The sequence below is a fragment of the Mesorhizobium sp. WSM3862 genome (assembly GCF_002294985.1).
Classification (GTDB): Bacteria; Pseudomonadota; Alphaproteobacteria; order Rhizobiales; family Rhizobiaceae; genus Mesorhizobium.
In genome coordinates, this window is the sequence record NZ_NSGE01000004.1 from 522,959 (window position 1) to 535,210 (window position 12,252).

The 12,252-nt window shown below is 63.4% G+C and carries 12 protein-coding genes; 6 read left to right on the plus strand and 6 right to left on the minus strand.

All coding sequences use genetic code 11. The annotated features are described in order from the left end of the window. Nucleotides 1–385: 385 nt before the first annotated feature. Nucleotides 386–652: an exopolysaccharide production repressor exox gene (locus CK224_RS14880; protein WP_095782386.1), complete on the plus strand. Its 267-nt coding sequence runs from the start codon at nt 386–388 to the stop codon at nt 650–652. On the opposite strand, the gene CK224_RS14885 is transcribed toward CK224_RS14880, so the two are convergent. The 6 genes from CK224_RS14885 to CK224_RS14910 form a co-directional block, all read right to left on the minus strand. Continuing rightward, nucleotides 623–2,521 (minus strand): ABC transporter ATP-binding protein, encoded by a 1,899-nt coding sequence (locus tag CK224_RS14885; RefSeq protein WP_095782272.1) that lies wholly within the window; start codon nt 2,519–2,521, stop codon nt 623–625. The two genes, CK224_RS14880 and CK224_RS14885, sit on opposite strands and share 30 nt — an antisense overlap. A gap of 8 nt (nt 2,522–2,529) precedes the next feature. Continuing rightward, nucleotides 2,530–3,519 (minus strand): serine kinase, encoded by a 990-nt coding sequence (locus CK224_RS14890; RefSeq protein WP_095777022.1) that lies wholly within the window; start codon nt 3,517–3,519, stop codon nt 2,530–2,532. Then, nucleotides 3,516–5,435 carry a lasso peptide isopeptide bond-forming cyclase gene (locus tag CK224_RS14895; RefSeq protein ID WP_095782273.1) on the minus strand — a complete coding sequence of 640 codons (1,920 nt, stop codon included), beginning with the start codon at nt 5,433–5,435 and terminating at the stop codon, nt 3,516–3,518. The genes CK224_RS14890 and CK224_RS14895 overlap by 4 nt, the downstream gene beginning before the upstream one ends. A 3-nt stretch (nt 5,436–5,438) precedes the next feature. Next, nucleotides 5,439–5,855 (minus strand): lasso peptide biosynthesis B2 protein, encoded by a 417-nt coding sequence (locus tag CK224_RS14900; protein WP_067003435.1) that lies wholly within the window; start codon nt 5,853–5,855, stop codon nt 5,439–5,441. Then, nucleotides 5,839–6,138 carry a PqqD family protein gene (locus tag CK224_RS14905; RefSeq protein ID WP_067003437.1) on the minus strand — a complete coding sequence of 100 codons (300 nt, stop codon included), beginning with the start codon at nt 6,136–6,138 and terminating at the stop codon, nt 5,839–5,841. The genes CK224_RS14900 and CK224_RS14905 overlap by 17 nt, the downstream gene beginning before the upstream one ends. Before the next feature lie 159 nt (nt 6,139–6,297). Then, on the minus strand, nt 6,298–6,450 hold the full coding sequence (locus tag CK224_RS14910) for a lasso peptide (RefSeq protein WP_082953851.1): 153 nt from the start codon (nt 6,448–6,450) through the stop codon (nt 6,298–6,300). A 501-nt stretch (nt 6,451–6,951) separates the two neighbouring features. Between CK224_RS14910 and CK224_RS14915 the strand changes: the two genes are divergently transcribed. The 5 genes from CK224_RS14915 (at nt 6,952) to CK224_RS14935 (ending at nt 12,171) form a co-directional block, all read left to right on the plus strand. Beyond that, nucleotides 6,952–8,109 carry a nucleotidyltransferase family protein gene (locus CK224_RS14915; protein WP_095782274.1) on the plus strand — a complete coding sequence of 386 codons (1,158 nt, stop codon included), beginning with the start codon at nt 6,952–6,954 and terminating at the stop codon, nt 8,107–8,109. A gap of 56 nt (nt 8,110–8,165) precedes the next feature. After that, nucleotides 8,166–9,182, plus strand: coding sequence for a glycosyltransferase (locus CK224_RS14920; RefSeq protein ID WP_095782275.1), 1,017 nt, complete (start codon nt 8,166–8,168; stop codon nt 9,180–9,182). A 127-nt stretch (nt 9,183–9,309) separates the two neighbouring features. Next, entirely contained in the window at nt 9,310–9,702 is a 393-nt protein-coding gene (locus CK224_RS14925; protein WP_067003728.1) for a hypothetical protein, read from the plus strand. Nucleotides 9,703–9,832: 130 nt separating this feature from the next. Then, the gene (locus CK224_RS14930) at nt 9,833–10,705 is read left to right on the plus strand and encodes a glycoside hydrolase family 16 protein (protein WP_095782276.1); all 873 of its coding nucleotides are present in this window, start codon (nt 9,833–9,835) and stop codon (nt 10,703–10,705) included. Between the two features lie 134 nt (nt 10,706–10,839). Next, on the plus strand, nt 10,840–12,171 hold the full coding sequence (locus CK224_RS14935; RefSeq protein ID WP_095782277.1) for a UDP-glucose/GDP-mannose dehydrogenase family protein: 1,332 nt from the start codon (nt 10,840–10,842) through the stop codon (nt 12,169–12,171). The last annotated feature ends 81 nt before the right edge of the window (nt 12,172–12,252 follow it).

The window sequence follows — 12,252 nt, forward strand, 5'->3', positions numbered from 1 at the left end:
TTCTTTGCTGCAGACGAACGGCGGTTGCAGGTCGTAAGAATCACTCGTTCAGGTAAGTTCATCGCATTAAATACTGGTTAATGTTTCGGATTCTACTGTCGAGGATTTCGCTATAGTGAATAGGTGGCGATGCAGGGGTGTGCGCCGCAGCATGGCAGAGTCGATGCCGCGAAACCCTTGGCTTCATGTGCATTTGGCCTTGCCGCAAAGGTCTCGCCTTAATAGAGTGGCAAACTGTTGCTGTCATAGTCTGGATGGGTCGGAAAGGTCGGAAGCAACCGGCCTGATTGGGCAGCCAGAAATAGCTCTCTGGCGAAACGGGGAGTTACGCGGGTGGGTAAGCCACAGCCTTTGCATGCGCGTGCCGGTTGACGGGCCGACGAGCATGTCTTTGCCAAAGTTCATCGTCGGGATGATATTCACGCTCGCTGTTGTAGTCGGCTGGTCCTGGCTCGACGGCGAATCGCTTGGCACCATCATCATGCGCGCCGTGATTTGCGCTGTCGTCATTCAGGTGGGGTACTTCGTTCTGGTGTTCGCCACGATCGCAAGGAGCGGGCCGATACCCGCCGACAAGGCGCGGCAGGCCGACCGCGGCATCAAGGTGCCCGATGGCGAAAAGCTAACCGCCCGGCGCGGCAGCCTCCGCTGATCTTTCAGCCGGCGCCGGGGGCGGCGTATTGTCGGCCAATGTTGCGGTTTCCCGTTCGGCCCGTTCGCCGGAGAGCATCCTGGCCAGCCGGCTGCCCGACTTTGCTTTCAGCCGCTGATATTGCCCGACCTCGACGATGCGGCCGCCCTCGATGGCCACGACCCAGTCGGCAAAGGCGATCATCGACGGCCGATGCGCGATGGTGAGGATAGTCATCTTGCCGCGCAGTTCCTCGATCGATTGAGCGATCAGCGACTGATTCTGCCAGTCGAGCGCGCTCGTCGCCTCGTCGAGGATGAGCAGCGAGGGTTCGCGCAGCAGCGCCCGTGCCAGCGCGATGCGCTGACGTTCGCCGCCGGAAAGCCTGACGCCGCGATCGCCCACCACCGTTTCGAGCCTCCGGTCGAGCCGCTCGACGAAGTCGGCCGCATGAGCCTTGCGCAGCGCCGCCCACAGCTCCTCGTCGCTGGCCTGCGGCGCCGCCAGGCGCAGATTGGCGCCGATGGTGTCGTGCAGCAGAAATACGTCCTGCGGCACATAGGCCACCTGGCCGCGCCAGGCCCTGCGGTTTTGCGCGGTGATCTCGACACCGTCCGCCAGGATACTGCCCTGGCTCGGCTCGAGCAGCCCAAGCAGCATGTCGGCCATCGTGCTCTTGCCCGAACCGGACGGGCCGATCAGCGCCGTCACCTCGCCGGCGGGAAGGCCGAAGCTAATGCCGCTCACCACCGGCCTTCCATCGCCGGCGCCATAGGCGAACGAGACGTCGCGGATATCGAGGCCCCCGTCGAGCGACAGCCTTGCGTTCTGCGCGGCATCGCCGGGCTCCATCTCGCGCTCGGCATCGAAGCGCGCCTGCAGGGCCTGCATGGCGGTGTAGGCCGGCAGGTTGATCAGCATCTGCTGCGCCTGCACCTGCATGTCCATGAAGCGGGGCGCGACCCGCATGAAGACCAGGAGCAACACGACGATTTCCGCAAGGGAGAGATGGAAGCGGACCAGCGCGATGTAGATGAACAGGCTGAGCCCCATTACGCTCGCGACCTGGAAAAGCGCGGTGCCGATGGTGCTGTTGCGGACATAGGCGACATTGTCCGCCTTCATCTTGTCCAGCGTCGCGCGGAGTTGCGCGAAATAGCTCGCCTCGACATTCAGGCTCTTGGCCACCTTGATGCCGCCGAGGAACTCCGACACCGTGCGGTATTGGTCCTGGCGGCTGCCGGTCAGCACGCGACCGTAGGCGGTGGCGCGCGCACGGAAGGGCTGCAGCGCGATGAACAAGAGCACGCCGATCAGGATGGCGAAGCACGTCATCACCGGAGAGATGAACAGCGACACCACGAGATAGCCGGCAAGCAGCAGCGCCGTCTGGGCGAGCATCAGCAGCGAGAAGGCTGCGGCCTGAACGCGGTCGATGTCGCCGGTCATGGCGTGGTCGAGATCGGAGCTGCGCATGCGGGTGAAGACGCCCCAGCGCGCCTTGCCGATGCTCTCGAACAGGTTCATGCGCACCCGGTTGACGAAGTCGTAGAGCAGCCGCGCCATGTAGAGCGACTTGAAGCGGTTGAACATCGCCTGCAGCGCCACCAGCGCGACGAGCAGGCAGAGCACCGTCGCCAGCGAGAGCGTGCCGCCCGGCACCAGCCAGCGCAAGGCGCCCGGTACGCGCACGGCGAAATCCTGGTCGGCACTGCCGATCAGATGCAAGAGCGGGATCAAAAGCAGGATCGAGAGGCCCTCGGTCAGACTGCCGAGGACCAGGAAGGCAAGCGCCGTCAGCGTGCGCTGCCCGCCGATATGCGCCATGACACCACCGAAGCCGGCCACATCCCGCAAAAGTGTCAGGCGAAGTTTCGAGGACCAGGCCATGCCGCTGCTCACCTTGCCCGAGAACCGGCGGCCAGATCGCGCTCGATCAGGGTGACGGCCTCGTCGATCCGCTCCAGACCTGCCGGCACTTCGAGCCGGCTGGCGCCGATCCGGCCGGCCAGCTGCGCGCATTGACCGAGATGCGTGGACGCGAAATCGCCGACCAGCGCCTGCCGGCCGAACCGCGTGACATAGGAAAATTTGATGATCGCCGGCAGGGCGGCGGCGCCCTTTAGCGGTGTGATCGCCGCCTGCCCGTCGCGCTCCAGCACATAGATCCGGGCCGCCGGCACGGCCTCGCCGGAGAATCCGTCTCGCAGGCGATGCTGCGCCTTCTCGATCTGCGGATGCACCTGCGGCCGCACTTCCGCTCGGCCGATCCTGATGGCCTTCGCGGCATCCGCTGCAAGCTTGAGCTGCGGAAAGCCGGGCAGGATCATCGGCCGTGAAGGATCGGACAGGTCCAGCGCCACGACATCGTCGGTAAGCAGAAGGTGACCGGCGCGGATCATCGCGCCCGCCGTGGTCGACTTGCCGGCACCCTTGTCGCCCATGAAGATCACGCTTTGCCCGCCAACGGCGATCGCGCTGGCGTGCAGGACGAGCAGACCGCGCTGATGCAGCGTGAGCGCCAGCACCGGACCCAAAAGTGGGAAGGCAAGCAGCGGATCATCGACGCCCGGCGCCGGATCGACATCGATCCGGGAGGCATCGCTGATCAGGAAAGTGCCGACGGCTTGCCAGGACAGGTACTGGCGTGTCGGCTCGAAGCGAAAGGCCGCGGCGTTAGCCAATGCAGCCTCCGGAAAATCGATCGGCCCAACAGCGATCTCGATGTCCGGTGTTGCCGGCGCGGTCGGTTCCAGTTCCGGCAAAGCCACCTCCGACCCGATCGTCAGGCCGTACGCCTTGTAGAACCGACGGGCACGCCCGTTTCGAGGGGCCGCTTCGATGGCGGAGCCGGGCCTCGCGGCAAGAGAAGCGGCTGGAGAGTTCATGCAGGGCTTCCATGCTGTTGGACCTGCCGCAGCCATAGCGACAGTGAGGCCGAACGCCAGATATGCTGGACGTCGGGCAGCGTCGCCTGCTCGGGCCGCTGCAGCATGCGCGCATAGACCGCGTTCACCTCGGGCAGATTGACATAGGGGGCGATCAAGTCGTTGTCCGACACCAGCAGCCGGTCCAGCAGATCGCGATGGTTGACGATCATGCCTTTGACCAGGCTGGCGGTGAAATCGATCTTGTCGCGCCGCCACTGCACCGCCGGCGGCAGCACGCCTTCCATCGCCCGGCGCAGCACATGGCGGCCGAAGCCGTTGCGCAGCTTTTCCTCGCCCGGCAATGCCAAGCAGAATTCGACCAGCGGCTTGTCCCAGAACGGATAGCGCGGTTCGACGCCGAAATTGGCGGCGGCCTTGTCGAGAACCTCGAAAGCATGGGGCACCAGCCCGGTGGACAAAAGCCAGCGATGGGTGAGCGCTTCGCTGGTGCTGACATTGGCGGGCATATAGGCCGCGCAATGGAAACGTTCGGCGAGATCGGTACGCCTGGCAAGCTCCGGATTGACCAGTCGTGCCCACGCCGCGCGCGGTGCATGGGAGGGTCTGCGCCGCAGTTTTCCGAGAAGGCGCCTGGCCTTCGCCCTCATCCTGGCAATCCGCCAGGCCGGCCCGTAGGCGGCGAGGAACTTGAAGTACAGAGGCAGCATCCCGTCGCCATAGGTGTTGGCGGCACTGTGCAGCTCGCGCCACAGCTCCAGCCACCTGCCGCGATGGGCGAGCTCATGCAGATACCCATGACCTTGCGATACGACCTCGTCACCGCCGTGGCCGTCGAGAAGCACTGTGACGCCCTTAGCGCTCGCGGTGCGATAGACGCTGCGGGTCAAGGACAGACCGGGCGCCAGGAAGGTCCCTTCCTGTTCCTCCAGAATGCGATCAAACTCGGCGAAGGGCGCATAGTTGCCGACCGCGATCAGCGTGCCGTCGAGCCCATATTGCTCCAGCACTGCATCGATGAAGGGCCGCTCGTCCATCGAAGACCCCCTCTCGAAGACCAGCGAGAAAGTTTTGAGCTTCGGCTTCTGCGTCGCCGCAGCTTGAAGTCCGGCCATGCAGGCGATCGAGGACGAATCGAGCCCACCACTCAGCATGGCACCGACGGACGGATTGCCCCGCATCCGGTTTTCAACCGATCGCGCGAAAAGATGCAGGAACTCGTCCGCTGCATCCGAACGCAGCGGCCTTTGTGACGGCTCAATCTCCCAGTAGCGGCTCAGCACGACCTGATTGTTGGTCACCGTCATGCTGTGCCGAGCGGGCAAGCGAAAGATCTCCGCATAGAGCGTGGATTGCGGATCGTCCGGCAGGCCGGCGAGGAAGCCGGAAATCTGATGCTCGCTGAGCGCCCTGCCGACACCGTCCAGCGCCAGAAGTGGGCCGATCTCCGATGCGAAGGCAAAGCGCCTGTCGGCGCAGTGGTAGTAGAAAGGTTTGACGCCGAAATGGTCACGCGCGCAAAAAAGCGCCCGGCGCTCGGCGTCCCAGATCGCGAAGGCGAAATCGCCTTGCAGGTAGGTCGGACAGGCCTCGCCCCATTTGAGATAGGCGTGCATCAGCAGCATGGCGTCGGCGGCCGATCGGTCGCGCACACCGAGCCGTGCCAGAAGCTCCTCGCGGTTGTCCAGCCGGCAATCGGCCGTAATGGCGAGCTTGCCGCCGGCCATTGTCAGCGGGCCTGAGCCCTGCTCGCCGGTCGTGTTGAGCCAGGCATGGCCTAGTGCTGCGTGTTTGTCCGTCCACCATGAGCTGCCGTCGCGCGCCCGGTGGCGCATGCGCGCCAGCATCTGCTGGATGTCGGCCGCCGCCGCTGGGCTGCCATCCTGTCTCAGCAGAATTCCGGCGACGCCGCTCATCGCCTAGTGTCCGTGATCGACAAGATGGGCAAAGCCGTTGATGGAGCCGCCAAGCACGATGTGGTCGCCGCTGATCAGCCAGGCATGCGCCTTGAGATCGGCGCCGGGGTCGCGCGCGATGCCGATGCTGATCGTGGAGGCCTTGCCCTGGCGGGCAAGCAGATACTGTCCGGCGAGCGCCTGGGTAAGGCAGCTGGCGCCCGGCACGTATCGCGCAGCAGCGGCAACGCCCCATGCGACGCGCCGCAGATCGGCGATGGCAGCGTCATTCCTCGCTTCCAGTCGAGTCACCAGAGCGCGCATGCGATTATAGGACGAAAGCGTAAGCCCCAACCGCACGAGGCTGACCACTGCCAGGCAGCGCGCCAGAAACAGCGCCTCCGGCCCGCTAAGCGAGAGGACCCTAGGCCAGTTCCTCATGGTGGAACCTCGCAAGCCCGGCTTCGATCAGTCCCTTGAGCAAGCCCTCGACATCGGCCTTGCAGCGTTCTGTATCGACATCATAGCGGGCGAGCACCGCGCTTGTTATGTCGGGGATCGGTCGTGGCTCCTGGATCAGCTCCCAAATGTAGGCGCCGACGCCGTTCAGGCTGTAGTAGATGTTGGATTTAAGATGGAGCAGCGCCAGTCCGTTGCCGAATTCACAAGCCACGGCATCGCCGCTCGCGACCACGCGGTCATGGTTCGATGGGTTCCAGTGCATCCTAAAACCTCATTGTTGAACGCTTGCGTGACCTCGACCGGGATCGGTTGCCTGCGATCCTTAGGGAGTCCAGGTAGCCCGGGCAGGAGGCCCCGGCTCAGTGTTCGAGGAAAGGGAACGCCCGGAGCCCCAACTGTGACAACTCCGGGCGCTACAAGCTCAGGAGAAGGTGAGCTCACCGACCGGTGTGTGCGCGGGAAATGCCGCGTCAAGCGCCGTCGTCCCGGAGGCACCCTGCGTGATCGTTTCGATCGAACCGTGAACCGTCAGGCTTGGGGTCTCGTACTCTTGCTTTTCAACATTCTGTTCCATTCTATTCTCCAATTAAGACTGGAAGCGGCGTCGGAATGCCGCCAGCATATTGCTATGCTGCATCGCAATTGCTGCACGGCAACATTTATGAGTCAAGCCTGATTTACCAGGCAGTAATCAATTCTTGGTTGCGCAGGCCCGCGTCAGTGATGACGCCGCCGGCTTTTGCATCTCGGGCGAACACCGCTCGAACGTTCAACATCGCCTTTTTGCCGTCTAAGTAAGCGTATGATTTGATTGGCATAAGTCCGTAAGCTTAAGTGGCTATGTGGGAATCGCGAAGAAAATACTTCAGAAAATAGCGAATGCCGGCTCGCCTCGCCGCCACCGGATTTGTCTTCAAAAGTGATCGGCCATGAGCGAATATGAACGCTCAGGTTGCAGGCGCGAGGCGGCTTGGGAAGGGCCTGGATGGGGCTCCTGATTTTTTGGCGATGCTTTTCTTCGCAGTTGCGGTATAAACGCCGCCGCGGGCGGTTTTGCGGAGAGACGACAACGGGCATGACCGTGCAGGACGCTTCTTACGACAGGCTGCGTGCGACCGGCAGTGCCGACGAAGTCGCCTATGTGCAGGCCTGTCTGCGGCTGTTCTTCAATCCGACAGCGCGAGCGGTCGACCATGGCGGTATGCCGGCTCCGGCAATCTGCGTGGCCGACGTTGCCGATATTGCGAGGTTGAACAAGGTCGCGGTCTTTTTGCTCAAGGCCCTCTCGCATGGGGCCACCGGCGCGACGCCTCCCGAATTGCTCGCATGGCTCGATGGTTATCGCCGGCGTACCATGTCGATGAATGCCGCCTGCATCGGCGATTCGATCGCCATCCATCAGGTGTTGCAGGACAGACAGATCGACTGCGTCTTCCTGAAGGGACCGCTCCAGCAGCAACTGCTCTACGGCGACCATTTCATGAAGCCGTCCGGCGACGTCGATATTCTGGTTTGCCCGTCCGGCTTCGCTGCCGCCCGCGAAGCCCTTCGCTCGGCCGGCTACGAGGTCGCCGGCAAGTCCCGGTCGGTCTGGTGGGTGCGTTTCCTCGGCGAGCAGCACATGGTCCGCGACGATGGCGTGCGGGCCGCAACGGTCGATCTCCATTATCGGCTGCAGCAGCCGGGCTCGCCGAGCCCGCGCGACATCGACGGCTTCCTGCGCCGCAAGCGCGAGGTCAAGGTTGCGGGCGCCTCCATGCCCCTGATATCGGCGTCCGACACGTTGCTCTTGTCCTGCATCAGCGTCGCCAAAGCCTTCTTCAACCGCGAGCCCTGCGCCGGCTATGTCTGCGACGTCAGAGCCGCGGCCGGCCGGCTGAACGAAGCCGAGCAGCAGAAACTGCTCGACCATGCCGCTGAGCAGGGCCTCGCCGACACGCTGCTGCTTGCTTTGCGCGCGGCCGATGTTCTGCTTGGCGGTACCGGCACGCTGCTTTCGGACCGCGCCACCCGGATCCTGGCGCGCATCGACAATGCCGACCTCTTCCACATGGTGATCGCGCCCTGGCTGTCCTCGTTGCGCTGGCCGCAGCGGCGAACGGTGCTGTGGGAGCTCTGCGGTCGCGAGCCGGTGCGCTATCTGGCGGAGGCCGGCTGGGCGGCTTCCGCCGATCTCAGCCGGCGGATCTTCGAGCGGCCGGCCGCGGCCGCGCCGGTGCGGGGCAACGCATGAAGATTCGGTTTTGCATTCATAGGTGGGCGGTCACTCATGCAATCGAAAGGTGAATCATGGCCGTGACGACCCCAAGGGTCTGCGTCATCATCGCCGCCCGCAACGCGGCGCGGACCATACCGGTCGCCATCGCTTCGGCTCTGCGCGAGCCGGAGGTGGCGGAAGTCGTCGTGGTCGACGACGCCTCCACCGACGACACACAGAACGTGGCGCGCGCCGCCGATGATGGCAGCGGTCGGCTCAAGGTGATGCGTCTCGACGTCAACCATGGTCCGTCCTTTGCGCGCAACGCCGCGATCAAGGCTTCCGTTTCGCCTTTCATCAGCATCCTCGACGCCGACGATTTCTTCCTCGAAGGGCGTTTCCGCCGGCTGTTTGCCAACGCCGACTGGGATTTCGCGGCGGACAACATCATGCTGATCAGGGACGATGCCGCGACCGACCCCACCAAGGTCGCAGCTCCGTCCTTCGCGCCAGAACCGCAATTCCTCGACTTCGAGCGTTTCATCGAAGGCAACATTTCTCGCCGCCGCGTGCTGCGCGGCGAACTGGGCTTCCTCAAGCCGGTGATCAGCCGGGCCTTCCTCGATCGTCACGGGCTGAGCTACGATGAAAACCTGCGGCTCGGCGAGGACTACGAGCTCTATGCGCGCGCGGTCGCCCGCGGCGCGCGTTTCAAGATCATCAAGTCCTGCGGCTATGGCGCGATCGTTCGCGCCGACTCGCTGAGCGGCCGCCACAGGACGCAGGATCTGAAGCGGCTTGCCGATGCCGATCTGGCCTTGCTGGCGCTGGGCAACCTGCCGGAGGGCTCGAAGGCCGCGTTGCGGCGCCACGAGCGCCATGTGCGCGACAAATACCGGCTGCGCAATTTCCTCGACGTGAAGGCGGAGCGCGGCCTGGCATCGGCTGCCGCCTATGCCCTGGCCAGCCAGTCCAATCTGATCCCGATCGTTCGCGGCGTGGCGGCCGACAAGCTGGACGCCTTGCTCCGCCGCGCCGGCATTGCTGCGAAGCAGCAGGTGCCGCCGATGCGCTTCCTGTTGCCGGCAACAAGTGCCGCAACGGAATGATCCGACAAAGGCGGTCAGCGCGGGCGCCGTTCCCAAAAAAATCCGCTTTCCGAAACTACGAGGTTGCCTACTTGCCCCGAGAATGGCAAGCTATGCTGCGGTGCAGCAATTTCGAAAGGCCGATCGAATGGCTTCGATTTTTGGCTTCAGATCCAGGGATCCGGCTCGTGACCGGCAGACCGATCTCCAGCGGCTCGACCGTCTGGCGAAGCTGTTCGACCAGATTTCTGCCGAGATCGAAGCGGAAAAGACCGGTCTGGAGAACCGCTATCGGTCGACGGCGACCAACGCCGCTTTCCTGGTCGAGGCAATGGAGAACGGCTCAGCGTCGACAGACAAGTCGTCGGATGTCAACACGATGACCGGCGCGATCCTGAATTACGAGCGGCGCATCGCCGAACTCACGCGCCAGAAAGGTCTGATGAAGGAACTGCGTCATTCGCTCGACGCGATTGTCGACGAAAGTGTCGGGCAACCCGGTTCGCAGGGCGCACAGGCAAGGTCTGCGGGCAGAGGCTGACAGCACGTCCAGGCGCGGTCATAGCTGCAAAACATTAGAGGAGTAAGAGGCGGAGGATCAGAAGCGGCTCTCTGGAGGCGGGCCAGGAATGACTTTGGGTTGGGGCGGACAGCACAAAGGTAAGTTTGTCATGAACGCATATCCGAACGACACCTCCACCGCGGCTGCTTGCAGCATGCCGCGCGCGAATTCGAACAGGTCGAAGACGCTTAAGCTCCGGCTCGCCGGCGCATTGCTTGCGGCCGCGGCCGCTATTGTGACACCGCCCCATAAGGCGCATGCCGAGGAGATGCAGAGCGCGCCGTCCTTCGTCGACAATTTTTCGAATTTCGACCGTTCGCGCTGGTTCGTCTCCGACGGCTGGAGCAACGGCAATCATCAGAACTGCACATGGTCGAAGGACCTTGTCCGGCTTTCGGACGGCGTGCTGTCGCTGAGCTTCGAAAAGCGCAAGCTGAAGGATCGCGAGTTCGCCTGCGCCGAGGTCCAGACCAAGCAGCGCTATGGCTACGGCGTCTATGAGGCCCGGATGAAGACCGATACCGGATCCGGCCTCAATGCCGCCTTTTTCACCTATATCGGACCGCAGGACAAAAAGCCCTGGGACGAGATCGACTTCGAGGTCCTCACCAAGGACCCGACCAAAGTCCAGGTGAATAGCTACATCCAAGGCAAGCCGAAGAACGGCAAGCTGGTCGACGTCGAAGGCGGCGCCGATAAGGGCTTCAACGACTATGGGTTCGTCTGGGAGAAGGACCGGCTGCGCTGGTATGTCAACGGCAAGCTGGTCAACGAGGTGACCAACCCGGACGAATTGCCGACCAATCCGCAAAAAATATTCTTCAGCTTGTGGGGCAGCGACAAACTGACCAACTGGATGGGCGCCTTCGCCGATCCCGGCCGCAAGGTGACCATGCAGGTCAAGCGCATCGCTTTCACAGCGCTCGGCCAGCCGTGCCAGTTTCCGGAGTCGCTGGCATGCACCATAACCAACAGCAACTAGGCATGTCCCCCAAAGTAGGAACTGGTTTTGGGATGCGGATCATGCCGAATATCTAGGCCTCATACAGGGCCTGGGGGACATCTTAACTGGCCGGGCCGTCTTTGCGGCCCGGCCTTAAACAGGAATAGAACCAAATGAATTTGACAGTGTTTGGAATTGGCTATGTCGGTCTCGTCCAGGCCGCGGTGCTTGCGGAAGTCGGGCACGAGGTGGTGTGCGTCGACATCGACGAAGCGAAGGTGGAGCGGCTCAACCAGGGTTTCATCCCGATTTTCGAGCCAGGACTGGAAGCTCTCGTCAAGGAGAACCACGCCGCCGGCCGCATCCGCTTCACGACCGACGCGGCCGCGGCGGTCAAGCATGGCCAGATCCAGATGATCGCGGTCGGCACGCCCCCTGGCGAGGATGGCTCGGCCGACCTGAAGTACGTGCTTGCCGTCGCCGAGGCCATCGGCCGCGAGATGGACGCGCCCAAGATTGTCGTCGGCAAGTCCACCGTGCCGGTCGGCACCTGCGAGAAGATCAAGGAAAGGGTCGCCCAGACGCTGAAGGCGCGCGGCCGCGAGGACCTGACTTTCGACGTCGCTTCGAATCCGGAATTCCTCAAGGAAGGCTCGGCAGTCGCCGACTGCATGAAGCCGGACCGCATCATCGTCGGGACGTCGAGCGAGGCCACCGAGGCGGTGATGCGCGAGCTTTACGCGCCGTTCAACCGCAACCACGAGAAGATGATCGTGATGGATGTCCGCAGCGCCGAGTTCACAAAGTATGCGGCCAACTGCATGCTGGCGACCAAGATCAGCTTCATGAACGAGATGGCGAACCTCGCCGAGCAATTGGGCGCCGACATAGAGGAGGTGCGCAAGGGCATCGGCAGCGATCCGCGCATCGGCTACCACTTCATCTATCCCGGCCTGGGCTATGGCGGCTCCTGCTTTCCCAAGGATGTGCGCGCGCTGATCAAGACCGCCGAGGGCGTCAAGTTCGACGCCAAGCTGCTGCGCGCCGTCGAAGATCGCAACAACGCGCAGAAATCGGTGCTGTTCGACAAGGTCAACCGCTATTTCCAGGGCGCCCTCAAGGGCAAGACGTTTGCGCTGTGGGGCCTGGCCTTCAAGCCGAACACCGACGACATGCGCGAGGCTCCGTCGCGCACGCTGATGGAGGCGCTGTGGGCCGCCGGCGCCAAGGTGCAGGCTTACGATCCGGAGGCCATGCAGGAGTGCCAGGCCATCTACGGCCAGCGCGAGGACCTTCTCTTGTGCGGGACCAAGGAAGCGGCCTTGCGCGGCGCCGACGCGCTTCTCATCTGCACCGAATGGAAGAGCTTCAGGGCTCCCTCCTTCGACGCGCTCAAGGACGCGCTGTCGACACCGGTCATCTTCGACGGCCGCAACCTCTACGACCCGAAGGTCATCGCCCGCTACGGCATCGAATACCACTCGATCGGCAGGATGGCGGCATGACAGTGTCCGCCGCCAGCTTCCCGCCGGATGGCTCCGGCGAACGACAAAGGGACCGACAATGATGGGGGGCCGAATGATCGT